Source organism: Sphingopyxis panaciterrae, from assembly GCF_011762125.1.
GTDB classification, from domain to species: domain Bacteria; phylum Pseudomonadota; class Alphaproteobacteria; order Sphingomonadales; family Sphingomonadaceae; genus Sphingopyxis; species Sphingopyxis panaciterrae.
Genome location: NZ_JAASQN010000001.1, coordinates 141,808 through 166,132, shown reverse-complemented (window position 1 = coordinate 166,132; position 24,325 = coordinate 141,808). Strand labels below are relative to the sequence as shown.

At 63.9% G+C, this 24,325-nt stretch carries 24 protein-coding genes; 16 read left to right on the top strand and 8 right to left on the bottom strand.

The window, feature by feature from the left end:
* Positions 1-105: 105 nt before the first annotated feature.
* Positions 106-1,053: a nuclear transport factor 2 family protein gene (locus FHR22_RS00815; protein ID WP_166937954.1), complete on the bottom strand. Its 948-nt coding sequence runs from the start codon at positions 1,051-1,053 to the stop codon at positions 106-108.
* Complete coding sequence (locus tag FHR22_RS00810; RefSeq protein WP_166937951.1) at positions 1,047-1,361, bottom strand: NIPSNAP family protein; 315 nt, start codon at positions 1,359-1,361, stop codon at positions 1,047-1,049. The genes FHR22_RS00815 and FHR22_RS00810 overlap by 7 nt, the downstream gene beginning before the upstream one ends.
* Positions 1,362-1,427: 66 nt before the next feature.
* On the opposite strand from FHR22_RS00810, the gene FHR22_RS00805 reads away from it, so the two are divergent.
* From FHR22_RS00805 to FHR22_RS00795, 3 genes are all read left to right on the top strand, one after another.
* Positions 1,428-1,814 (top strand): winged helix-turn-helix transcriptional regulator, encoded by a 387-nt coding sequence (locus FHR22_RS00805; protein ID WP_208417431.1) that lies wholly within the window; start codon positions 1,428-1,430, stop codon positions 1,812-1,814.
* A gap of 35 nt (positions 1,815-1,849) precedes the next feature.
* Positions 1,850-2,338, top strand: coding sequence for a GNAT family N-acetyltransferase (locus tag FHR22_RS00800; RefSeq protein WP_166937948.1), 489 nt, complete (start codon positions 1,850-1,852; stop codon positions 2,336-2,338).
* 68 nt (positions 2,339-2,406) lie between these two features.
* Complete coding sequence (locus FHR22_RS00795; RefSeq protein ID WP_166937945.1) at positions 2,407-2,823, top strand: VOC family protein; 417 nt, start codon at positions 2,407-2,409, stop codon at positions 2,821-2,823.
* A 2-nt stretch (positions 2,824-2,825) separates the two neighbouring features.
* On the opposite strand, the gene FHR22_RS00790 is transcribed toward FHR22_RS00795, so the two are convergent.
* The 3 genes from FHR22_RS00790 to FHR22_RS00780 form a co-directional block, all read right to left on the bottom strand.
* Positions 2,826-3,929, bottom strand: a complete 1,104-nt coding sequence (locus tag FHR22_RS00790) for a S41 family peptidase (protein WP_166937943.1) — start codon at positions 3,927-3,929, stop codon at positions 2,826-2,828.
* A 79-nt stretch (positions 3,930-4,008) separates the two neighbouring features.
* The gene (locus FHR22_RS00785; protein ID WP_166937941.1) at positions 4,009-4,212 is read right to left on the bottom strand and encodes a hypothetical protein; all 204 of its coding nucleotides are present in this window, start codon (positions 4,210-4,212) and stop codon (positions 4,009-4,011) included.
* A complete protein-coding gene (locus FHR22_RS00780; RefSeq protein WP_166937939.1) occupies positions 4,200-5,357 on the bottom strand; it encodes an acyltransferase family protein in 1,158 nt (385 codons plus the stop codon). The genes FHR22_RS00785 and FHR22_RS00780 overlap by 13 nt, the downstream gene beginning before the upstream one ends.
* Positions 5,358-5,449: 92 nt before the next feature.
* Between FHR22_RS00780 and FHR22_RS22595 the strand changes: the two genes are divergently transcribed.
* Positions 5,450-6,301 carry a LytTR family transcriptional regulator DNA-binding domain-containing protein gene (locus FHR22_RS22595; protein ID WP_166937937.1) on the top strand — a complete coding sequence of 284 codons (852 nt, stop codon included), beginning with the start codon at positions 5,450-5,452 and terminating at the stop codon, positions 6,299-6,301.
* Here FHR22_RS22595 and FHR22_RS00770 read toward each other — a convergent pair whose 3' ends face one another.
* Both FHR22_RS00770 and FHR22_RS00765 read right to left on the bottom strand, forming a co-directional pair.
* Positions 6,302-6,955, bottom strand: coding sequence for a hypothetical protein (locus FHR22_RS00770; protein ID WP_208417430.1), 654 nt, complete (start codon positions 6,953-6,955; stop codon positions 6,302-6,304). It abuts the gene before it with no gap.
* Between the two features lie 11 nt (positions 6,956-6,966).
* Complete coding sequence (locus FHR22_RS00765; RefSeq protein ID WP_166937935.1) at positions 6,967-8,481, bottom strand: acyl-CoA carboxylase subunit beta; 1,515 nt, start codon at positions 8,479-8,481, stop codon at positions 6,967-6,969.
* Positions 8,482-8,559: 78 nt separating this feature from the next.
* On the opposite strand from FHR22_RS00765, the gene FHR22_RS00760 reads away from it, so the two are divergent.
* The 4 genes from FHR22_RS00760 to FHR22_RS00745 all read left to right on the top strand — a co-directional run bounded on the left by FHR22_RS00760 (position 8,560) and on the right by FHR22_RS00745 (position 12,613).
* Complete coding sequence (locus tag FHR22_RS00760) at positions 8,560-9,057, top strand: thioredoxin family protein (protein ID WP_166937933.1); 498 nt, start codon at positions 8,560-8,562, stop codon at positions 9,055-9,057.
* Positions 9,058-9,066: 9 nt separating this feature from the next.
* Entirely contained in the window at positions 9,067-9,846 is a 780-nt protein-coding gene (locus FHR22_RS00755; RefSeq protein ID WP_166937931.1) for an SDR family NAD(P)-dependent oxidoreductase, read from the top strand.
* On the top strand, positions 9,843-11,456 hold the full coding sequence (locus tag FHR22_RS00750; RefSeq protein ID WP_243853401.1) for a S10 family peptidase: 1,614 nt from the start codon (positions 9,843-9,845) through the stop codon (positions 11,454-11,456). The genes FHR22_RS00755 and FHR22_RS00750 overlap by 4 nt, the downstream gene beginning before the upstream one ends.
* Before the next feature lie 257 nt (positions 11,457-11,713).
* Positions 11,714-12,613 (top strand): DMT family transporter, encoded by a 900-nt coding sequence (locus FHR22_RS00745; RefSeq protein ID WP_166937927.1) that lies wholly within the window; start codon positions 11,714-11,716, stop codon positions 12,611-12,613.
* Between the two features lie 29 nt (positions 12,614-12,642).
* Here FHR22_RS00745 and FHR22_RS00740 read toward each other — a convergent pair whose 3' ends face one another.
* Entirely contained in the window at positions 12,643-13,581 is a 939-nt protein-coding gene (locus FHR22_RS00740; RefSeq protein ID WP_425057401.1) for an L-threonylcarbamoyladenylate synthase, read from the bottom strand.
* A 66-nt stretch (positions 13,582-13,647) separates the two neighbouring features.
* Between FHR22_RS00740 and FHR22_RS00735 the strand changes: the two genes are divergently transcribed.
* From FHR22_RS00735 to FHR22_RS00700, 8 genes are all read left to right on the top strand, one after another.
* Positions 13,648-15,390: an acyl-CoA dehydrogenase family protein gene (locus FHR22_RS00735; protein ID WP_166937923.1), complete on the top strand. Its 1,743-nt coding sequence runs from the start codon at positions 13,648-13,650 to the stop codon at positions 15,388-15,390.
* A gap of 232 nt (positions 15,391-15,622) precedes the next feature.
* Entirely contained in the window at positions 15,623-17,914 is a 2,292-nt protein-coding gene (locus FHR22_RS00730) for an EAL domain-containing protein (RefSeq protein ID WP_341786522.1), read from the top strand.
* Positions 17,915-18,660: 746 nt separating this feature from the next.
* The gene (locus FHR22_RS00725) at positions 18,661-20,619 is read left to right on the top strand and encodes a ribonucleoside-diphosphate reductase subunit alpha (RefSeq protein WP_166937921.1); all 1,959 of its coding nucleotides are present in this window, start codon (positions 18,661-18,663) and stop codon (positions 20,617-20,619) included.
* A gap of 114 nt (positions 20,620-20,733) precedes the next feature.
* Entirely contained in the window at positions 20,734-21,798 is a 1,065-nt protein-coding gene (locus tag FHR22_RS00720) for a ribonucleotide-diphosphate reductase subunit beta (protein ID WP_166937919.1), read from the top strand.
* A gap of 128 nt (positions 21,799-21,926) precedes the next feature.
* The gene (locus tag FHR22_RS00715) at positions 21,927-22,157 is read left to right on the top strand and encodes a hypothetical protein (protein WP_166937917.1); all 231 of its coding nucleotides are present in this window, start codon (positions 21,927-21,929) and stop codon (positions 22,155-22,157) included.
* Positions 22,158-22,182: 25 nt separating this feature from the next.
* Positions 22,183-22,827: an MT-A70 family methyltransferase gene (locus FHR22_RS00710; protein ID WP_166937915.1), complete on the top strand. Its 645-nt coding sequence runs from the start codon at positions 22,183-22,185 to the stop codon at positions 22,825-22,827.
* A 3-nt stretch (positions 22,828-22,830) separates the two neighbouring features.
* The gene (locus tag FHR22_RS00705; protein WP_166937913.1) at positions 22,831-23,916 is read left to right on the top strand and encodes a hypothetical protein; all 1,086 of its coding nucleotides are present in this window, start codon (positions 22,831-22,833) and stop codon (positions 23,914-23,916) included.
* Complete coding sequence (locus tag FHR22_RS00700; RefSeq protein ID WP_166937911.1) at positions 23,913-24,314, top strand: type II toxin-antitoxin system VapC family toxin; 402 nt, start codon at positions 23,913-23,915, stop codon at positions 24,312-24,314. Before FHR22_RS00705 ends, FHR22_RS00700 begins: the two co-directional genes overlap by 4 nt.
* Positions 24,315-24,325 lie beyond the last annotated feature (11 nt).

Genomic DNA, 24,325 nt, shown 5'->3' with positions numbered 1-24,325 from the left:
ATGGTGGTTTTCCGAGACCCGGAGCGCAGCGTACTTCAGTAGGTGAGCACCGGAAGCTCGGGAAAGTGCCATTTGCAGGCCGCCAGAACTGAATGTCGATCCGTCCTAAACCGGAACCCGGGTCAGCTGCGTATAGGCAATCCGCCAGCTTCCGCCCTGCCTGACCCACATATGCGCCACGCGCAGCCGTCGGCTCTCGTGCCGGCCGTTCAGTGTCCAGCGCAGCGTCATCACCCCGCCGGTCATCGCCGTGTCGCCATCGACGCGGGCGACCGGCTGTTCGATCGCGAAGGGCTCGATACGGAAATCGGGCTTTTCGAAGTCGGCGAGATAAGACCGCTTATCCTGCGTCGTCGCGTCGGAGTTCACGAGCAGATAATCATCGGTCACCAGCGCCCCCAGCGCCGCGATATCCTTCGCCACCGTCGCGCGGTTGTGCGCCGCCACCGCCTCGGCGAGATCGGCGGGCAAGGCGGCGACCGGCTTCATGCGCCGGTCGATCGCAACCCAGTTCACTTCCCATGTCACGCCGTCGTCGGCGGAAAAAGCCTGCTCGAACCGCGCTTCATCGGCTGAAACCTGCGTGATCTCGAACCGGACCTCGATCGGGCGATCGCCGAGCCGGTCCTTTCCGTAAAAGGTGCCGCGCCCGTACGCACCAAAGCCGCCGTGCACCGGCGGCGTCAACGCGCCGTCGCGCAGGCTGGCAAAGTTCAGGCTCCACATGTGCCGCGCCGGGTCGTAAAGCCGCAGCGACACCCCTTCGATCTTGCCCGCGGGTCCCGCGACCGACAGCTCGACCATGTTCGCCCGGCCGTCCATCAGCGCCTTGACGATACTCGTCCCGCGATACTCCGCCCAGACCGGCGGCTTGCCCGACAGCGGATTGCGCAGCACGCGCACCTCGGTCATCCAGCTGCCGATCTCGAAATCGAAATCGCGCTGCTCGTCGCGCACGGCTTCGGCCGGCGGTGCAGCGGGAACCTCAACCGTCGCGGGAGCATTTGCGCCCGCGCTCCACAGTGCCAGTCCCAGCAAGGACGAGATCACCATGCGATCCGCCCGTCGGGATCGTCGACAACCACCACGTCATAGCGTTCGAGCATCGGCATCAGCACCGCCTCCAATTCCTCTTTCCACAGCCGGCCCTCGTAAAAACGGGCTTTCATCGTCTCGCGGCTGTCGATGTCGGGAAAGCCGCGCATGAAAAAGAAGATATCGGGATCCTCGACGCTCAGGAACGGCCCCGCGATCGGCATGCCCAGCCGGTCATGCTCGGGACGCGTCTTCGCCTCGAAAATCTCGATAAAGCGGGTCCGCATTCCCGGCTTCGTCTGGTAGGTCCGCATCTCGACTATCATCGCGTCATCCTGTCCGCTGCCGGGCGGCGCGACAAGGACGCACTTTCTGGTAACCGGGAGCAGGTCATGGCGACGTCAAATCCTTTGGGTCCCGAAGCGAATATGCCGACGCCGATGACCGATTGCCCGATGACCGCCGCGATCCATGCGATCGGCGGCAAATGGAGCCTGATCTGCCTCTATTATCTCGCCAGCGGCACGCGCCGCTTCAACGAGCTCAGGCGGCTGATCCCCGATGTGTCGCACAAGGTGCTGACCGAAACTTTGCGCGGGCTGGAGGAGGAGCGGCTGATCGTGCGCGCGGTCCATTCGCTCGCGCCGTCGCACGTCGAATATGAAATCTCGCCGCACGGTGTCTCGGTGCTGCCGGTGATGCACGCGATCCGCGCCTGGGGCCGCACGCATCTCGATTATCGCAGACAAGGCATGGCCGGAACCGCCGCGCGTCGTTAAAGCGGCCGCAACGTCCCTCTTCACAGGATATTCGCGTGACCCTTTCGATCCGCCCCGCCACATCCGCCGACCTGCCGCTGATCGCCCAGTTCATTCGCGACCTCGCGGACTATGAAAAGCTCGCACACGAAGTCCGCTTCGACGAGGCGAAACTCGGCGAGCGGCTGTTCGGCCCGCGCCCCTATGCCGAAGTGGTGATCGGCGAGATCGACGGCGCGCCGCAGGGCTTCGCGCTCTTCTTCCACAATTTCTCGACCTTCGAGGGGAAGCCCGGCATCTATCTCGAGGATCTGTTCGTCCGCCCCGAAGCGCGCGGTTCGGGGCTCGGCAAGGCGTTGCTCGCATATCTTGCAGGACTCTGCGTTGACCGCGATTGCGCCCGCCTCGAATGGTCGGTGCTCGACTGGAACACGCCGTCGATCGGTTTCTACCGGAGCCTCGGCGCGAAGCTGATGGACGAATGGACGGTGATGCGCGTCGACGGCGATGCCCTCGCCGCGCTGGCGGGCGGCGCGGTGCGCTGACCCCGCTCCGGCCCGTGGTTTCCTGAACCGGCCGGAACAACAGGCATCCGCGCCGCGTTTCGACGACCATGTTCGATCACACCGGCATCGTCGTCAGCGACCTCACCCGTGCACGCGCCTTCTACGACGCGGTCGGAAAGCCGCTCGGCCTCGTCACCGCCGACAATGGCGACCAGGCCTTCGTCTTCGGCAAGAGCAAGGAACAGCCGATCCCCTATCTGTGGGTCGGAACGCTCCGCCCCAGCTACTGGGCCGAAGGGTCGCGCGCCGGGCTCAACCAGATGCACATCGCCTTCATCGCGTCATCGACAGCGGCGGTGGACGCCTTCCATGCGGCGGGCATCGCCGCGGGCGGCACCGATCATGGCGCCCCCGGCCCGCGCGAAGGCGCGATCGGCTATTACGGCGCCTTCCTGCTCGATCCCGACGGCAATAATATCGAGGCGTGCTACCGCGACAATCTGGCGTACCTGCACGAATCCTGACCCTAACGGGCGGGCGCGGGCTTGCGCCGCTCCATCGGCCGGCTCGGCATATGCGCATCGGACAATCGCTTCGCCGCGCCCGTCTCGACGCCGAGGTCGGTGAGCACGCGCACCAGCGCATCGGCCGGCGGCACGACGATGTCGGGCACGACCCCATCACCTTCCCAATCCTTGCCGGTCGCCGGATCATAGGTTCGCCCAACCGGAATGAAGGCTTCGAACCCCCCGCCCAGCGCCTCGCCGCGCCCGAAATGATTGGCCCCCGCGGTCGGTGCGCCGACCAGCGTGCCGCGCCCGCTATGCTTCATCGCCAGCGAAAAATGCTCGGCCGCCGACGCGGTCCCGCCCGACGTCAGGACATAGATTTTCGCATCGCGCAACCGCGCGTCGCCGTTCGGCGTCGCCCAATGCTCGCGCACGACCATGGCCGGATCGCCCTTGACCAGCCGCATCGACGCGATGCCGTCGATCGGCGAGCCGCCCTCGGCATCGACCGAGGCGCGCGTCGCCATCGTCACCAGCCGCGTCGGCTTTGCGAACAGCCAGGGGAAAATGACGTCCATCTGCGCCATGCCGCCGCCGCCGTTGGTGCGCAGGTCAAAGATGATCGCTTTCGCATCGGCATGCTCGGCCATGAATTTCGCCGCCGCGGCGGTGACCGCCGGATCGTCGGGGAAGATGTTGAAACGAATGAAGGCGATCCCCGGCGCGATCCATTCCGCCTGCTCGATCGGGACGCGCGGCCGGCGCGTCGGCGCGTCGGCGCCCTCCGCAGCCGCGGCGCCTTCGGGAGCGCGAACCCGCAAATGCCCGTCGGGCGCCACCGCATTCACATCGGCGTCGATCGCCTCGCCCAGCGCTTCGCCATCCAGCGGCGCATAGCGCCCCGCGGCGATGGCGGCACGGATCGCGGCGGCATAGCGCTTGCCGGTTTCGGGATAGACATAGTCGCGCTCAAGCAGCGCGGCATATTTTTCGGCGATGGCATCGGCGCTCACCGCATCGGCGGCGAGGACCGGCGGCGCGGCGACCAGCGGCAGAGCCGCCACGCCCGCAACGATCAGCAGGCCCGGCAAAAGGCGCAAAAGGCGCGAAGGGCGAATCATCCTCATCTCCATCCAATCCTCGTCGGAAAGAGGTGTATCATATCATCAACACAGATCAACTACATTTGTAGTCGTTAGCTCACACGGGCCGTTTGCGCCCCAGCCACACCAGCACCGCGCCGGCGATCGCCAGGATCGCCCCGTTGCGCGTCCATGTCGTGTCGCCGAGCATGAAGCTGCTCGCCGGCCAGCGCAAGATATCCAGCCCCTGCAGCATCCACAGCCCGCCCATCAGGATCGCCGCCACCCCGACGATCGCCATCACGGCCTTCAACGCACCCATGATCGCTCTCCTTGTTTGCGCTGCAATCCGATCAGCGGCCGCAGCCAGCCGATGCTGCGCCCGATCGCATAGAAAAGCCAGCACCCGAGCGTCGTCGCGACGAGCAGGACAAGAAACGACGGCAAAGCGCCGGTTCCGGCCCGCAGTAAAAGCCAGCCGACAACGACGATGATCGTCTGATGGATGATGTAAAAGGGAAACACCGCCTCGGCGAACATGGCGCGCCGCGGGTGGTCCCGATTTCCGTAACGGTCGGCGATCCCGACCAGCGCGACGATCGACGCCCAGCCCTGCACCAGCCGCACGGCCATGAACGGCGTGACGACGCCCGCAGGCGGCGCGCCCTCGCCGGGCGCTGCCCCCATCGCCCAGACGATCCAGGCATAGGCGGCGAGTGCGAGCACCGCCGCCGCCGGCCAGCAGCGCGACACCGCATCGAACAGCTGCGGACGCACGCGCAGCAGCCAGCCGGCAGCAAAGGCGACCAGGAAATGAAGATGCGCCGGCCCGTCATCGACCAGCGCATGCGTATCGCGGTGCCCGGGAAAGAAAAACAGAATGGCAATCCACAATGCGAAGGGCGTCACCAGCATCCCCCACCCGCCGAGCAGCCGCGCCGCCGCGTCGGCGACCCGCCCGCGCGCCCGCGCCGGGACGATCGCCAGCAACAGCGCGGCAAGCAGCGTATAGGCGAACAGGTAAACGACGAACCACAGATGCTGCCACGTCGGCAGCACGATCCCGTCCAGCGTCCCGAAGCGGAAATAATCATCGCCCCAGAAATGCGCGAAGCTTGCCGTATAGCCATGCTGCGTCACCAGCTCGATCCACGGCTGCACCGGAATGATCACCACCATCCCGAAGGCCAGCGGAATCAGCAGCCGCGCGCTGCGCGAGCGCAGGAAAGCGCCCGCACTGCCCAGCTTCGCAAACAGCGCCGCGCTCGCATAACCCGAGACGAGGAACAGCAAAGGCAATCGCCAGCTGTTCGTCGCCATCATCGGGATCTCGACCCGGCCGATCGGCGCCAAGATCTTCACATGCCAGTCCCACGGCACGAAGAACATGCCGATATGATAGAGGATCAGCAGCGCGAACGCACCGATCCGCAGCCAGTCCATGCCATAATGCCGTGTCCGGTCCATCGCCGCGAATCTCCTTTGCCGGGGCCCGCCGCAGCCGCTAATCGGAAAGGCGGCCGGCGGGCGATCGCGCCGGGACGGATGGCGGAGCCGATGTGACGGACAAGGGCAAGGCGGGGACAAACGGCGGCGCAGCCGGGACGAGCGGTTTGAGCGCGCGGGCGCTCACCGCGCTGCTCCTCGCCGCGATGCTGCTCTTCGGCATCGTCCGCATCACCGCGAACGTCTATTCCTACATCGCCGACCGTCACGGCGCCGGAATCGAGGTCGCGGCCTCGACCGCATGGATGCTCGAAGGCACCGCGCTCGTCGCCTGGGTGGTGATGGTCATTCCCTGCTGGTTCACAGTGCGCGCGATCCGGCCGCCGCGTTTCGGCCTGGCCACGGCCGCGCTGATCCATGCGCTGCTCGTCATCCCGGTCGCGCTCGGCCACATCGCCATCATGGTCGCGCTGCGCACCGCGGCGTGGTGGCTCACCGGCGGCAGCTATCATTTCGCCTCGCCCGAGGGAGACCCCATCCTCTATGAATTCCGCAAGGACGTCTCGACCTACGCCGAACTCGTCTTCATCCTCTTCCTCGTCCAGTGGCTCGTCGCGCGCTACGCCGCGCCGCCCGCCCCGGCCCCGGGGCTCCGGACCCTCGCGGTCGGCGACGGACCGGTCACCCACCATATCCCCGTCGCCGAAATCGAACATGTCGCGGCGGCGGGCAATTATGTCGAGATCGCATGGCGCGGCCAGCGCCTGCTCCACCGCGCGACCCTGACCGCGATCGAGGAGGAACTGGCGGGCGCCGGTTTCGTCCGCATCCACCGCGGCCGCCTCGCCCGCCGCGACGCGGTACGCCGCGTCATCAACCACAAGAGCGGTGACTTCGACGTCGAAATGGAAAGCGGCGAAACGCTACGCGGCAGCCGGCGGTTCCGGCCTGCTCTGGAGAGCTGACTACCGCCGCTTGCCCGCTTCGCGGCATTCAATGCTGCCATAAGCTTCAAGATAAGGCCGGTCGAAACAAGCGATCAATCCGTCGACCACGCCCAGATTGGGCGGCCAGCTCGCCGCGATTCCGGTCGCTGCCGATATATCGGTTTTTGAAAAATCATCGGGAACCGGCGATGCCGCAAGCCGCTCGCGCGCCTTCGCCAGAGCCTCCGCGTCGCGCTCCAGAAAAGCGATCGTCGCCTTCACATAGTCGTTCCACGGCAGCGCATAGGCGGTCCATCCCTCGAACTCCCTGGGTCCGGCCTCGGGCTTGAGCGACTGATGCATCAACGCGATCGCTCGCGCCCTATCTCCGGCAAAGGCACGCGTCGTCGCTTCATGCCATTTGAACGATGGGATCTGCCATACGCGCGCCAGCTCGTCCCGATGCGCCTCGATATACAGGGCGATCAGGTCCGCCGCCACGGTCCGGCATTCGGCGCGATTTCCCAGCTTCCGCCATCCCAGTTCATCATCCTGGTCGAAGCTGTTTCGATCGAGCCGCAGCATTGCCTCGCGATCATAGGCGCATGGCCCGCTCCCCTGCGGTTCGGCGCGCGATGCGGCCGGCGCCAGCGCGGCGCAAACTCCGAGCGCGATCAGGATAATATATCGCATGCCAACTCCGATCAGAGCACCCGCCACGCCAGTTCGGCAAACTCGCACAAGAGCGGCCGCGTGTCGCGGGGGTCGATGATATCCTCGACCCCATATTTCTCCGCCGTCCGGAACGGCGAGCGGACGCGGTTCAATCGCTCACGAATTGCTTCCAGATGCGCCGCCGGATCGTCGGCCGTCTCGAGTTCGCTCTTATACGCAACCTCGACTCCGCCCTCGATCGGCAGGCTGCCCCAGTCGCCCGACGGCCAGGCAAAGCGGTACTGGAAGCGCTCGGCGTTCGACATCGCGCTCCCCGCAATCCCGTAGGCGCGCCGCACCACCACCGACGCCAGCGGCACCGTCGCGCGATAGATCGCATTCATCGCCTGCACCCCGTAACGGATCGTCCCCGTCCGCTCGGCCTCGCCGCCGATCATGAAGCCGGGGTTGTCGACGAGGTGAACGATCGGCAGCCGGAACTGGTCGGCCATCTTCACAAAACGCTCGGCCTTCTCGCTCGTCTTCGCATCCCAAGATCCGCCGAGATAGGACGGGTCGCTCGCCAGCACCGCGACCGGATAACCATCAAGCCGCGCGAACGCGGTCATCACCGCCCGCCCCCAGCGCGCGCCCATTTCGAAGAAACTGCCCTGATCGAACACCGCATTCGCGATGCGCCGCATCGAATAGACCTGCTTTGCCGCGCGCGGCACCACCGACAGCAAGGCCTCTTCGCGCCGATTGACCGGATCGCTGCATTCGGTGCGCAAAGCCCGGTCGTGGATCGACGACGGCAGGTACGACAGGAACCGCCGCGCCGCCGCGAACGCCTCAGCCTCGGATCCCACCTCGTCATCGACGACGCCGTTGCGCGTATGAACGTCGGTCCCGCCCAGTTCCTCGCGATCCAGCGTATCGCCGATCGCCGCAGCGACCGCCGGGCCCGCCGCAAACAGCTGCGACAGTCCGCGCACCATCACGCTATAATGGCTCGCGACGACGCGCGCCGCGCCGAGCCCCGCCGTCGGCCCCAAGGCGAGCGCCACCACTGGCACCGTGTCGAGGTTCGCAATGATCTCATGCCACCCCGGCACATGCGGGATATAGGTATAACCCATATCCTCCAGCGTCTTGACCGACCCGCCGCCGCCGGTGCCGTCGATCATGCGGATCAGCGGCAGGCGATATTCATGCGCCATCGCCTCGCACTGGACGAACTTGCGGTGCAGCGCCGCATCCGCCGCGCCGCCGCGCACGGTGAAATCGTCGGCCGAGGCGACCACCGGACGCCCGTCGATATTCGCGCGTCCGAAAATGAAATTCGATGCCGCCAGATCCTCCAGCGCGCCATCGGGACCATAGGTCCCCCGCCCCGCGATCTTGCCGATCTCGCGAAAGCTGCCTTCGTCGACGATCGCCGCAAGCCGCGCCCGCGCGTCCATCTTGCCGCGGCCATGCTGGCGCGCGACCTTTTCTTCGCCGCCCATCTTCTCGGCCATCGCGCGCCGCGCGGCGAGCTCGCCCACTTCTTTTTTCCAGCTCATGAAGCCGAGGCTAACTGACGTTGACGGAAACGTCATGCAAAACCTTGCCCCGGCCCTTCGCGCTGCTATCGTCGCGCAATGATCCCCCACCCCGTCCTCGCTCTTGCCGCCGCGCTCGTGCTCGCTACGCCCTGCGTCGGCGCTGCGGACACCGCTACGCGGACGATCCCCGGGGTTGCCGACCCCTATCGGACCGAGGCCTTCATCGCCGCCCCGTTGCCCGCGATCGACGCCGCGCTCGCCGCCGCCGTCCGATCGGGCAAGCACGTCCTCCTCGTCATGGGGACGAACGGCTGTCACGACAGCGCGTGGTTCGCGAACCTGATCGCGACCGACCGCTTCGCGCCGGTGCGCGATCGCTACGAGATCGTCTTCGCCGACATCGGCATGCCGCACATCGATGGCCTCGGCCGCAATCCCGACGTCGCCAAACGCTTCGGCTTCAAGATCAAGGGCACCCCGACGATCGCGATCCTCGACGCCCGCGGCCATGTCCTCAACCGCAAGGCGGCGCCCAAATGGCGCAACGCCGCGAGCCGCGCCGACGACGACATCTATGACGAACTGATGCGATAGGGAGAGACGATGGCCGATATGAACCTTGCGGGGCGCATCGCGCTCGTCACCGGCGCCTCGCGCGGCATCGGCCGCGGCATCGCGATCGGCCTCGCCGAAGCCGGCGCCGACGTTGCGGTCAACTATACCCGCGGCGAAGAAGCCGCCGCCGAAACCGTCGCCGCCATCCAGGCGCTCGGCCGCAAGGCAAAGGCCTATCAGGCCTCGGTCACCGACGAGGCCGCCTGCGCCGCGATGGTCGCGAGCATCGCGGCCGACTTCGGCCCCGTGTCGATCCTGATCAACAATGCCGGCATCGCGAGCCGCGGTCAGCCGGTCGCCGACACCAGCCCCGAAGAGGTCGACAAGCTCTTCGCCGTCCACGCCGCCGGCCCGCACCGGCTCAGCCGCCTTGCGCTGCCGCAGCTTCGCCGCCACGCGCGCAGCGACATCATCGTCATTTCCAGCATCGCGACCTACGTGAACTCGCCGAACGGCGCGCCCTATACGATGGCTAAGGCGGCGGGCGAAGCCTTCGCGCTCACCCTCGCCAAGGAAGAACTGCCGCACGGCGTCCGCGTCAACATCGTCGCTCCCGCCCTCACCGTCAGCGACATGGGCGAAAAGCTGTCGCGCGCGGTTACCGGCAACACCGACATTCATCATCTCGACGCCAAAATGCCCTTCGGCCGCGTCGCGGTTCCCGCCGATGTGGCGGCGGCGGTGCTATGGTTCGTCAGCGACGCGAACCCCTATTGCTCGGGCCAGAAGCTCAATATCGACGGAGCAGGACAGGCGACCTTCCGATGAAACACATCCTTATCGCAGCGGGCCTTGCCCTCGCCCTCGGCGGCTGCGCGACCGCGCAATCGAAAGAGATCCGCACCGCTGCCGAAAAAGCCACGCCCGAGACCCCGATGTTCGAACCGACCGAGGTCGAAAGCCGGGGTTCGGTGACGATCGGCGGCGTCGCCATCCCCTATCGCGCCCTTGCCGGGACGCTCGTCATCCATCCGAAGGGCTGGGACGACACCATCCCGATCGAGCGCAAGCGCGGCGACAAGGCGAACGGCGACGCCGCCGAAGATGTCCCGGATTCCGAAGCCTCGATGTTCTACACCGCCTATTTCAAGGACGGCGCCTCCGCCGAAACGCGGCCGATCACCTTCCTGTTCAACGGCGGCCCGGGATCGCCGACGCTTTGGCTCCACATGGGCGCCTATGGCCCGGTGCGCGTCGAGACCCCCGACCTCGCGCATGGCGGCGCGCCCTATCGCACCGTCGCCAACGACCAGAGCCTGCTCGACGTCTCCGACCTCGTCTTCGTCGACGCGCCCGGCACCGGCTTCAGCCGCGTCGCGGGCAAGGACAAGGAGGATGCGTGGTTCGGCGTCGATCAGGACATCCACGCCTTCACCGTCTTCGTCCGCGATTTCCTGTCGAAATATGGCCGCTGGAAATCGCCCAAATATCTCTACGGTGAAAGCTATGGGACGATGCGCGCGGCGGGGATGACGCTCGCGCTGCAGAAACAGGACATCGACCTCAATGGCGTGATCCTGCTCTCCGACATCCTGAACTGGGACCTCATCCCCGATGATCCGCAGGTCAATCCGGGGGTCGACCTGCCTTATGTCGTGGCGCTGCCCACTTACGCTGCGACCGCCTGGTACCACAAGCGCGCCGGCGCGGGCCGCGATCTCGCCTCCTGGCTCGCCGAGGCGGAAAGCTTCGCGACCACCGACTATGCGCTCGCATTGATGAAGGGCAACGACCTCACCGACGCCGAACGGCAGGCGGTCGCGGCACGGCTCCATGCCTACACCGGCCTCCCCACCGATTATCTGATCAAGACCAATCTCCGCATCGAATATGGCGCACTGCAAAAGGAACTGCTCGCCGACAAGGGTCTGACGACGGGCACGCTCGACACGCGCTTCACCGGCGCGACGCTCGATCCCCTGAGCAAGGTCGCCTCGAACGATCCGCAGGGCACCGCGATCGGCGCGGCCTATACCGCCGCCTTCAACGACTATGTCCGCGGGACGCTCGGCTATGGTGCCGGCCGGCATTATGAAGGCGGGCTCGATGTCTACGAAAGCTGGGACTATACGCACCGCCCGCCCGGCGCCGACCGCGCGCTGATCGCGCTCCCCAACCTGCTCCCCGACCTCGCCGTCGCGATGAAGCAGAATCCGAAGATGAAATTGCTCGTCACCGGCGGCTATTTCGACGTCTCGACCCCCTATTTCGCCGGCCGCTACGAACTGCGGCACCTGCCCGTGCCGAAGGATCTGCAGGCGAACATCGCCTATAAATATTATGCCGCCGGCCACATGGTCTATGTGAACCCCGCGCTGCTCGCCGAAATGCGCACCGACGCCGCCGACTTCATCCGCCGGACCGACGGGATCGACTAAGCCGGAAAGCTCGCGCTTCTATTGGCGGTTTTGGGGCGGGGAGGTGCCGTTGCTTTCTACAGCTTCGTCATCCCGGGCTTGACCCGGGATCCCGCTTTTGTGAGGGCACAGGCAGTTTTCGACTTCAAGCGGGACCCCGGATCAAGACCGGGGTGACAAAAAGGGAGAGCGGCAGCTAACAGCCGAAACCCCTCATTCCTCAACGGGAAAAAGATCGACCGCGACGAACACCTCCGCAGCCCGCTACAGCCACACCCATGCGCCCCGATTCGCCCTCTCCCGTCATCCCCTTCCTGATCGCATGCGCCGGCATCGCGACCTTTTCGGCGATGGACGTGCTGATGAAGGGGCTGTCGATCGAACTCGGCGCCTATAATGCCGTACTCTGGCGCACCGGCACCGGCACCCTCATCGCCGGCGCGCTCTATTTCGCGAGCCGCCCCAAATGGCCAAGCAAGGCGACGATGCAAATTCACGCCTGGCGATCTTTGTTCGTCGCGGGAATGGCGCTCAGCTTTTTCTGGGCGCTCGCGCGGCTGCCGATGGCGGAAGCGATCGCGCTCGCCTTCGTCGCGCCGCTGATGGCGCTCTACATGGCAGCGATCTTCCTCGGCGAAAAGATCGGGCCGCGCTCGATCGCCGCGTCGCTCCTCGGTCTCGGCGGGATACTCGTGATCGTCGCCGGGAAACTCGGCGGCGATTATAGCGATGAAGCGCTGTGGGCGGTCGGCGCGGTGTTTCTGTCGGCGATCTTCTACGCCTATAACCTCATCCTCGCGCGGCGGCAGGCGAAGATGGCCGAGCCGATGGAGATCGCCTTCTTCCAGAATTTCTTCGTCGCCGCGATCCTCGCCCTCGGCGCGCCATGGTTCCTCGCCGTCCCCGGTGCCGGCCACGCGCCGCACATCGTCGGCGCCGCGGTTCTCGCCACCACCTCGCTGCTGCTCTTGAGCTGGGCCTATGCCCGCGCCGAGACCCAGATCCTCGCGACGACCGAATATACCGGCTTCCTGTGGGCGATGCTGTTCGGCTGGTTCTTCTATGACGAAGCGGTGACCTTGCCGACGCTCGCGGGGGCGGTGCTGATCGTCGCCGCCTGCCTGATCGTCGCGCGCAAGGCACCGCACGGCGACCCGATCGAACCGGCAGCGTCCTAACCCTCCTCCCGCCTGCGGAAGGGAGGGTGCTAAACCGCCGCCCGGCTCAGCCGGTCATTGATCGCCGCGCCCAGCCCCTCCAGAGGAATCGCCGCCACCGCAATCTTCGCCTTCGCGCTCGCCGCGCCCGCATGCAACGCATCGAACAGCCGCGCCGCCGCCTCGGTCAGGTCACCCGCCGGGCTCAGATCATAATCGCCCGCGACCGCGCCAAAGCCGATCCCATACTCGTCATCTTCGAACGCCATCGCCCCCAGCCGCACCGGCTTGCCCGGCGCATAATGGCTCGCGAGCATCCCCGGCGCGACGACCTCGGATCCTTCGACCCCGGTCACCGGCAGCCCGCCCGCCGCGCCCAGCATATCGGCGGTCACCGGCCCCGGCCGCAGCACTTCGACCGCGCCGTCCCTCACCCGCGCGATCGTCGATTCGACCCCGGCGGTCGTCGGCCCGTCGTCGATCACCAGCGCGATCCGCCCGCCCAGGCTCGCAAGCACATGCGCCGCCGCCGTCGGGCTCACCCGCCCGCTCGCATTGGCGCTCGGCGCGGCAAGCGGCGCGCCGGTCTCGGCCAGCAACGCCTGCATCGCGCGGTGCCCCGGCACCCGGATCGCAATCGTATCGAGCCCCGCCGTCGCGATGCTCGCCACCGGGCAATCCACGGTGCGCGGCACCACCAAAGTCAGCGGCCCGGGCCAGAAACGCGCCGCCAGCGCGCGTTCGACCGGCCCGAATGTCCCCAGCCGCTCGGCCGCCGCCAGGTCGGGTACATGGACGATCAGCGGATTGAAGTCGGGCCGCCCCTTCGCGGCATAGATGCGCGCGACCGCATCGGGGTTCCGCGCATCGGCGGCGAGGCCGTACACCGTCTCGGTCGGCACCGCGACCGGCTGACCCTCCCCGATCAGCCCCCCGGCGCGCGCCATTGCCTCCGCCCCAAAGGGACGGATATCGGTTGTCATGTGCATTTGACCGTCGGCCATGCCGCGCTATAGCGCCCGCGCAACGATATTCACCAGCAAAGTGTCCAGCCCATGACCTACACGCCTCCGACCACCGAGCAGCTGTTCGTCCTCGATCATATCGCGCGCGTCGACGCGATGGCGGCCCACGACAAATTCGCCGCCGCGACCCCCGACATGGTCGAGGCGATCGTCACTGGCATCGGCGACTTCGCGGCCGAGGTCTACGCGCCGCTGAACCGCGTCGGCGATACGCACAACCCCAAATGGCAGGATGGCAAGGTCACCATGCCCCCGGGCTTCAAGGAAGCGTATCGGCAGTTCGTCGAAGCGGGCTGGGGCAGCCTCGACGGTCCCGGCGAATATGGCGGGCAGGACCTTCCCTTCACCCTCGCGACGGCGGTGATCGAGGCGCTCGGGACGGCAAATATGGGCTTCACGCTTTGCCCGATCCTGACCGCAGGCGCGATTCACGCGCTGATGGCTTATGGCACCGAGGAGCAGCGCCAGACCTGGCTGCCGAAGCTGGTCAACGGCGAATGGAACGGCACGATGAACCTGACCGAGCCGAGCGCCGGCAGCGACGTCGGCGCGCTCCGCTCGACCGCCGAGAAAGTGACCGAGGGTCCGAATGCCGGCCTCTACAGGATCAAGGGGCAGAAAATCTTCATCACCTTCGGCGAGCACGACCTCACCGACAATATCGTCCACCTCGTCCTCGCGCGCACCCCCGGCGCACCCGAGGGAACGCGCGGCATCTCGCTCTTCCTCGTCCCCAAATACCGCCTCGACGGCGCGGGCAATCCGACGGTTTCGAACGGCGTCCATTGCGCGTCGATCGAGCATAAGCTCGGGATCCACGGCTCCCCGACCGCAGTGATGGTCTATGGCGAGGGCGAGGATTGCCTCGGGGAGATCGTCGGCGGCGAAATGGGCGGCATGCGCGCGATGTTCGTGATGATGAACAACGCGCGGCTGATGGTCGGCTGCCAGGGCGTCCAGATCGCCGAGCGCGCGACGCAGCAGGCGCAGCGCTATGCCGCCGAGCGCGTCCAGTCCTCGCTCGCGGGTTCGCCCGACCGCACCCCGGTGACGATCGACCATCACCCCGACGTCAGGCGCATGCTCTGGCGCATGCGCGCGCAGACCGAAGCCGCCCGCGCCCTGACCTATTATGCCGCGGCGCAGATCGACTTCGGCAAGCTCGGCGACGAGGCGGCCGCGATGCGCGCCGAAATCCTCATCCCGCTGGTCAAGGCGCATGCGACCGACATCGGCTGCGAGGTCGCCAGTCTCGGCGTCCAGGTCCACGGCGGCATGGGCTTCATTGAGGAAACCGGCGCCGCGCAGCATTATCGCGATGCGCGCATCGCGCCGATCTACGAAGGCACCAACGGCATCCAGGCGGCCGATCTCGTCGGGCGCAAGCTCGGCATGGCGGGCGGCGATCTCGTCCGCGGCCTGATCGACGACATCGCGCAGGGCGCCGCCGACTTCCCCGAGCTTCAGGGATTGGTCGACGCCTGCCGCGCGGTCACCGACTGGATGGCGAACGCGGGCACCGGCGACCGGCTCGCCGGCAGCTATCCCTATCTGACCATGCTCGCCACCGCGACCTGCGGCTGGCTGATGGCGCTCCAGCACCAGGCCGCAAAGACCGCGCTCGACGAAGGCCATGGCGACCGCGCCTTCCTCGAGGCGAAAATCGCCTCGACGCGCTTCTACCTGCAACAGATCGTGCCCGCGGCGACCGGTCTCGCCGCCTCGGCGCTCGCCGGCGACGCGGCGCTCGCACCGCTACCTGCGCTCGGCTGAGCTTGGCGGGCTCAGGGCCGGGCCGATGGCGGTTTTGGGGTGGTGAGCTGTCGTTTGTTTAATCAAGCCCCTCCCCTAAAGGGGAGGGGCTAAAGACTGTGCGTCCGCTAACAGCCGAAAACGGCCGCTCCTGTTTCCCGTCGCCCCCCGCCGCACCGCAAGATTTCGTTCATAATTAACGCGATGATAACCATCGCGGCCTAGGCACGTCCGGTAATCGCTGGAGACGTGCGTGTTCAAGCTCGGCAACAAGATGATCGTCAGCTGGCGCACGCTTGCGCTTTCGCTGTTGCTCAGCCTTGCCGTCGGTTTCTCCGGCATCGGAATTCCGGTCGACCGCATCCTCGGCGCCGCTGCGGCCAATGTCGTCAACCGCCCGGTATCGGGCGACATCGTCGTCGTCGCCCTCGACGACCGCTCCTTGGCCCTGTCCCCGAACGCCAGCTTTTCGATGACCCAATATGCCCGGGTGGTCGAGGCGATCGACAGGGCCGGCGCCAAGCGCATGTTCCTCGATTTCTTTTTCGACCGGCGTGAAAACGACCGTGACTTTCCGCAGCTGACCAGCGCGATCCGCAAGATGGGTGATCGCGCGGTTCTCGCGGTCGCGACGAAGGGGGTGCCGGGAACCGATCGCAACCGCTCGATCTTCCCGAACCCGGCTTTCGGCACCGCGGCAAAGCGCGCCAGCATCGCGTGGGACAATGAATTCTGGCAGGTCTGGCACCTGCCTCTTGCCTATGTCGCCGACGGACAGCTGTTGCCCAGCTTCGCGTCCCTGCTTGCCGACAAGCCCAGCAATCGCGCCGAACTGTTCCGGCTCGATTTCTCCTACGATACCGCCAGCATCAAGCAATATAGCGCCAGCGAGCTCCTGTCGGGCGCGGTCGGCGCGAAGCAACTCGCCGGCAAGGACGTCATTTTCGCGCCCACGGCCCTCAGCTTTCAGGACGTGCATTATCTTCCCGGGCATAATCAGGTGCCGGGCGCCTATATTCACGTGATCGGCGGCGAAACGCTCAAGAACGGCCATCCGGTCGACATCGGCTGGTGGCCTGCGCTTCTCCTTGTCGTGCTCGGCCTGACCATCGCGCTGCTGCCGATCCTTCAGCGCTGGTTCGTTTATGTCGCGCTCGCTTCGGTCGCCGTGCTCATCATCGGCCAGATCATCCTGTCGACGATGCTCGTCACGACATCGATCGGCGCGGCGCTCTTCTTCGTCGCCACCGTCAGCGCCAATGTCTCGCGCAAGCGCCGCCACTTTTCGGCGCAGCGCGAAAATCCGGTATCGGGCCTGCCCAATTTCGAAGCTTTGCGGACCCGGCAGCCGTTCGGCAGCGCGACGATCATCGCCGCGAAGCTCGTCAATTTCGAAGATCTCGCCGCCTTCCTTCCCGGCGAGGGCAGCCAGCAGCTCGTCGATCAGGTCGCACGGCGCCTCACCCTCGCCTGTCACGGTACGCAGCTCCACCATGACCTCGACGGCACCTTCGCCTGGCTCGTCCCCTATTATCAGCACAGCCAGATCGAGGGGCACCTCGCCGGCCTCGCCGCGCTGTTCAACGCGCCGCTGACGATCGGCGAACTGCGCGTCGACGTCGCGATCGCCTTCGGGGTCAACGACGAATTCGAAGGTTCGAACGCCCAGCGCCTCGCCGCCGCGCTCGTCGCCGCCGAAAAGTCGGTGCGCAGCCGCGCGCTGTGGACCAAATATTCGCCGCGCCAGAAGGAAGACGCCGGCTGGCAATTGAGCTTCCACTCGCAGCTCGAGGATGCGCTCACCGGCGGCGACATCTGGGTCGCCTTCCAGCCGCAATATGAAATCGCAACGAGCAAGCTGGTCGGGGTCGAGGCGCTCGCACGCTGGACGCATCCGACGCGCGGACCCATCCCCCCCGACGAGTTCATCGTCCAGGCCGAAAAGAGCCAGGACATCTACCGGCTGACGCTCTTCGTCATGGATCAGGCGATCCGTTCGATCGCGCAGCTCCACGCGCGCGGGTTTCATATCCATATGTCGGTCAACCTGTCGGCGACCCTGCTCGATCACAGCGACCTCGTCGGCACGATTCGCGTCATGCTCACCGCGCATCATCTGTCGCCCGAATGGCTGACGATCGAGATCACCGAAACCGCGCAGATCGAAAACAGCCGCCAGGCGCGCCAGACGCTCGCCCAGCTCCGCCGCGCCGGCATCCGCCTGTCGATCGACGATTATGGCACGGGGCAGTCGAACCTCGAATATCTGACCGAGATCGAGGCCGACGAGATCAAGATCGACAAGCGATTCGTGATGACGATGCGCGATTCGCAACGAAACTTCGAAGTCGTCAAATCAACGATCGACCTCGCGCACCGTCTGGGCGCCACCGCCGTCGCCGAAGGCATTGAAGACCGCGAAACCATGACCCTCCTCGAAGGTCTGGGCTGCGACGTCGGCCAAGGATATCATCTTGGAAAGCCACAGCTATTTTCCGAACTTTCGGCAAATCTCTCGGTCGCACCGCACAGCCGCACCGCATAACCGCCAATTTGGCACTATCTGTTAAGGTTAAGACTCGCTTTACCTTATTTTTTAAGGTAAAGGGCGCGTTAACTGCCTTCTGATCGGCAGTGCCTACAGGAGACTTCAAATGGGTTGGTTTTGGAAATTTCTGGGCGGCGCCGGCACGCAAAGCGGCGGCGGTCAGGCCTAACGGCTACCAGAGTTAGAAAAGGGCCTCGGCATCGCCGGGGCCCTTTTTCTATGGGCTGGTGCCGCTCGAACACCGATGCTTGGTTAACCCCTCTTGCGTCAAAAGGTTCCTGTGCCACAATATGTGGTAGGCAAATCGCGGCCGCCGCGACGTGCGCTGCAGGGGTCTTCACCGACCCGAAAAAAATTGGCTGCATCCGTGCCTTAGCCGCCGATCGGGCGCGGGGCCGCGGAAAGGCTGGGCTTTTGCCCCGGACCCCTTCGTTCCGCACGACGAAGCGAATCAAAATATCGACGAACCGAGTCGCTAATCTGTCATTTACCGTCTTGCATCACAGCGCCGACGTGGCACTATAGGTGGTGGTTCAACCACGGGGGCACCCCAAGAAATAGTATTTGGCTGCAAGTGGCGGATTTCCGTCGTCCATCCCATATGGACACGGGAAAACCCTCTTCGCGTGCCGAAAACAGGTGCCACCGGGACGGGTAAGATGCTAGGATCGGGGCTTCGCCCTGAGTCGAACAAGACAGGAACAAAGCGCCGCGTGGCGCGGGTCAGATCGGGGGCGAATAAGATGGATTTTCGGGAAAGCGAACGAGTGGAGACGAGCGACGTGGCGACAGTGGAACTGACGAAGAATGACGCTCCGGCAGCAACCGAATCGGCTGGCGAATCGAAATCCGCTTCGGCGCCCGCGGCAAAGCTCAATGACAGCGGCCAGCCCGCGGTCCATGCGCGCCGGTTCGATATCGTCACCGACCGCGGCCGCGACGCGCTGCTCACCGACTTCGGCAAGGAAACGCTTGAGGACCGTTACCTCCTCCCCGGCGAATCCTACCAGGATCTCTTCGCGCGCGTCGCGTCGGCCTATGCCGACGATCAGGATCACGCCCAGCGCCTTTACGACTATATTTCGCGCCTGTGGTTCATGCCTGCCACCCCGGTGCTCTCGAACGGCGGCACCGGCCGCGGCCTGCCGATCAGCTGCTATCTGAACTCGGTCCCCGACAGCCTCGAAGGCATTGTCGAGACGTGGAACGAGAATGTCTGGCTCGCCTCGCGCGGCGGCGGCATCGGCACCTATTGGGGCAGCGTGCGCGGCATCGGCGAGCCGGTCGGCCTCAATGGCAAGACCAGCGGCATCATCCCCTTCGTCCGCGTGATGGACAGCCTGACCCTCGCCATCTCGCAGGGCAGCCTCCGCCGCGGCTCGGCCGCCTGCTATCTCGACATCAGCCACCCGGAGATCGAGGAATTCCTCGAAATCCGCAAACCCTCGGGCGACTTCAACCGCAAGGCGCTCAACCTCCACCACGGCGTCCTCATCACCGACGAGTTCATGGAAGCCGTCCGCGACGGCAGCGAATTCAACCTCCGCTCGCCGAAGGACCAGAGCGTCCGCGGTTCGGTCGACGCCCGCTCGCTGTTCCAGAAGCTCGTCGAAACGCGCCTCGCGACCGGTGAGCCCTACATCATCTTCATCGACCAGGTGAACCGCATGATGCCCAAGCATCACCGCGACCTCGGCCTCAAGGTCTCGACCTCGAACCTCTGCTCGGAAATCACCCTGCCGACCGGCCGCGACCATCTCGGCAATGATCGCACCGCGGTCTGCTGCCTCTCGTCGCTCAACCTCGAAACCTGGGACGAGTGGAACGGCGACAAGCAGTTCATCGAAGACGTGATGCGCATGCTCGACAATGTCCTGCAGGACTATATCGACCGCGCCCCGCCCGAAATGGCACGCGCCAAGTACAGCGCGTCGCGCGAACGCTCGGTCGGCCTCGGCGTCATGGGCTTCCACAGCTTCCTCCAGGCGCGCGGCCTGCCGTTCGAAGGCGCGATGGCGAAATCGTCGAACCTGCGCATCTTCAAGCATATCCGCGCGCAGGTCGATCAGGCGTCGATGCTGCTCGCCAACGAGCGCGGCCCCTGCCCCGATGCCGCCGATCAGGGCGTGATGGAGCGCTTCAGCTGCAAGATGGCGATCGCGCCGACCGCGTCGATCAGCATCATCTGCGGCGGCACCAGCGCGTGCATCGAACCGATCCCGGCGAATATCTACACCCACAAGACGCTCTCGGGCAGCTTCTCGATCCGCAACCCGCATCTCGAGGCGCTGCTCGTCGACAAGGCGAAGAACAGCGACAATATCTGGAACTCGATCCTGGAGAAGGGCGGCAGCGTCCAGCACCTCGACTTCCTGACGCAGGACGAGAAGGACTGCTACAAGACCAGCTTCGAGATCGACCAGCGCTGGCTGCTCGAACTCGCCGCCGACCGCACGCCGTACATCGACCAGGCGGCGTCGCTGAACCTGTTCATCCCCGCCGACGTCGAAAAGTGGGACCTGCTCATGCTCCACTACCGCGCGTGGGAACTCGGCATCAAATCGCTCTATTATCTCCGCTCGAAATCGGTCCAGCGCGCCGGCTTCGCGGGCGGGGTCGAGGCCGACAATACGCCCGAGGCCGCGAAGTTCGAACTGTCGGCCGAGACCACCGACTATGACGAGTGCCTGGCCTGCCAGTAACGCTCCCGTCGCGTGAACCCCGGCGAAAGCCGGGGCCCAGCGCGTAGTACGCAACATCCCACCGGACCCCGGCTTTCGCCGGGGCACACGAACCGATATCGAGGATAGCCCGCCATGCCCCTTCTGGAAGCCCGCAAGACCTACAAGCCCTTCGAATATCCCTGGGCGTTCGATTTCTGGAAGCGCCAGCAGCAGATCCACTGGGTGCCCGAGGAAGTGCCGCTGGGCGAGGATTGCCGCGACTGGGCGCAAAAGATCAGCGACCATGAACGCAACCTGCTCACCCAGATTTTCCGCTTCTTCACCCAGGCCGATATCGAGGTGCAGGATTGCTACCACGAAAAATACGGCAGCGTGTTCAAGCCGACCGAGATCAAGATGATGCTGACCGCGTTCAGCAACATGGAAACGGTGCACATCGCGGCATACAGCCACCTGCTCGACACCATCGGCATGCCCGAAAGCGAATATGGCATGTTCCTCGAATATGACGAGATGCGCGCCAAGCACGACTATATGGGCACCTTCGGGGTCGAGAATGACGAGGATATCGCGCGTACGCTCGCGATGTTCGGCGGCTTTACCGAAGGCTTGCAGCTCTTCGCCAGCTTCGCGATGCTGATGAACTTCCCGCGCTTCAACAAGATGAAGGGCATGGGCCAGATCGTCAGCTGGTCGATCCGCGACGAAAGCCTCCACTGCGAAGGCATCATCAAGCTGTTCCACACCTTCACCAAGGAACGCGGCTGCCTGACCAAGGCGGTGAAGGAAGATATCATCGACACCTGCCAGAAAACGGTGCGGCTCGAGGATGCGTTCATCGACCTCGCGTTCGAACAGGGCCCCGTCCCCGGCATGACGCCGAAGGAAATCAAGCGCTACATCCGCTACATCGCCGACTGGCGCCTGGGGCAGCTCGGCTTCCAGCCGATCTACATGATCGACGAACACCCCCTCCCCTGGCTCGCCCCGCTGCTCAACGGCGTCGAGCACGCCAACTTCTTCGAAACCCGCGCGACCGAGTACAGCAAGGGCGCGACGCGCGGCGAGTGGAACAATGTCTGGTCCAGCTTCGACAACCGCAAGAAGGCCAAGGCGAACGACGACAGCGCGACGATCGCCGATGCCGAGAGCGACGGCGAGGATATGTTTGCAAAAGCCGGCATCGCCGCCGAATAAGCGACCACCAAAACCCCTCCCGCAGGCATGGGGAGGTGGCAGCGCGACTTGGGAGCGAAGCTCCCTAGTCGCCGCGGGGAGGGCAACAACGCCGCCCCGCAATACAAAACAAGAAGTCAGAGGCCAAAATGACCGAAGAGAAAAAACCCAAACTCCTGATCCTCAGCCAGCCGCAGCGTTCGACGCTGGAGGGCCTCTCAAACCGCCGCCCCCAACTCCCCACCGATGCCGTCCGCGACGAACTCGTCACGCTGGGCCTCGTGGTCCAGCAAGGCGCGAAGTGGGCACTGACCCCGACGGGCAAGAAGGTGCTGGCGGCGAGCTCGAACCGGCGGAACTCGGGCGGGTTTTCAGTTTGATGATAACATTTAGGGGTATCAAGCCGTGAGCCTTAAAGCTGTCAAAGATTTTGCCACGGAGTTTGAAGGCAGAGAATTCGGAACCATTTTGGCCGACCCGCCTTGGCGTTTCGCCAACCGAACTGGAAAGATGGCTCCTGAGCACCATAGGTTAAGCCGTTACGGCACCATGGATCTGGAAGAAATCAAAGCTCTTCCAGTCGTCGAGGTCGCCGCAAGACCTTCCCATTTATACCTCTGGGTTCCAAACGCGCTTCTTAGCGAAGGAATGGAGGTAATGAACGCATGGGGATATCAGTATAAAACAAATCTGATCTGGCATAAAATCCGGAAGGATGGCGGCCCTGATGGAAGAGGCGTGGGATTCTATTTTAGGAACGTGACCGAAGTCATTTTGTTTGGCGTTCGAGGGAAGGGCGCCAGAACCTTGCCACCCGGTCGGAGCCAAGTTAACTTTCTTGCTACAAGAAAGCGCGAACACAGCCGCAAACCTGACGAACTTTATGACATTATAGAGGCCTGTAGCCCTGGCCCGAGATTGGAGCTTTTTGCGCGAGGCGGACGACCCGGCTGGGAAGCTTGGGGTAATCAAGCCGAGATTTACGATATTGGCTGGAAAACTTATGCTCATAATAGCATAAGCGAGAAGAAGAGAACTGGATCAAGATAGTCCATGGAAGAGTGGCACCCAGGTAGTTTCACGAAAAACTTTAGCTGGGGCCGAAGTAACCAAGGCCTCAAAGAACTCTATGATATCATCCGCCTCGGATTCGATAACGAGATATCAGATGTCCCTCGAGCGGTTTTTCGACAACGCGTTTCGGCTTCGGGTAGACCTGATTACATACCTCTCAATTTCTTCTTATATAATCAGGTCCGTAACGGAGTAGATTTCGTTGTGTTTGATGAACTGGCTTTTCAGGCGGTTACATCTCGGCATAGTGCGCATTTCGATAGGCTTGCTCTCTTTGCTTTCAACCTAAGTAAAGTTGGCCGTTGGAAGCGCGCCGCATCCTATCAAGACCGACCAGCCCTATGGGCATTTCACTACATTGCCGATCGAGTGAATAAAGATTTCAATTGGGAAAGTAAAAGAATATCGGCCAACGATATTGAAAAATTCGTTTCAAGCGACAGCCGCTACGTTGGAAAAACGTCCCGGAAGCTCGCCACGAATCTGAACTATTTATATCGGGTAGGAAGAATATCGGATTACAGTTCTCCAAAGCCTGAGCGCTGGTGGCTTAGTGCCCTTTTTCTAACTTTGGACCGAACGGTGGAACCCGATCAGATTGGTACTGGGCAGCTCGCCGATGCAGCTCTCATCGGATATTTGATGAGAATGGGCTTTAGCCAGATCGGAGGGAAACGTAGCATAGCAAAAGATATTGCTACGACCTATTTCACCAACCTATATTCCGCCTGCGGCGGGCGTATCAGATTTTCTGAAGACCGAATACTAGATCGAGAAAAAGTTCTGGTTCCAAATCATTTAAGCAATGCTCCACCAGAGAAGAGCATCGTCGGTGTCTTTCATCCGACAAATCCAGGAGCAAAAAACTCCCTACCTAGCGCCTGCAAGATTTTGGCCCGCTACGCTGCCGGATTTGAAGTTTTTGATACGGAGGATTTGGATGATTTCGATGTCGAAAGCTATATAAAGCATCAGACAGAACAAGCTCTAAGCTCCCTTAAAGCAAAGGGTATAAAGCCAGCCATTTCGAGTGACGAGCTCATGAAGATAACGAGGGGCGAATGACGACCTATGTAGATACAAATGTCTTGATCGATCTTCTCGAGCCCGATTCTCAACATCATGCATGGAGCACGGCAGCTGTAGAGAAAGCGAAAGCGGTGGGCCCAATTCTAGTTTCCGACGCAGTATACAGTGAATTTTCGATATCGATGGAAACCGAAGACCAAGCAAACGAAGTTTTGGAAACTCTATCCTTTTCCCGCTGCGGTTATTCTGATCAAGCGCTCTTTCGCGCTGGAAAAGCATACGCCCAGTATCGCCAAAACCTTGGAACTAAACTGAATGTTCTTCCAGATTTCTACATCGGAGCTCAGGCAGATGTGGATGGCGTCCCCGTTCTTACAAGAGATCCTGGGAAACTAGGAACCTACTTTCCAAACGTGGCATTGATTACGCCTTAATTTTCGAGGCA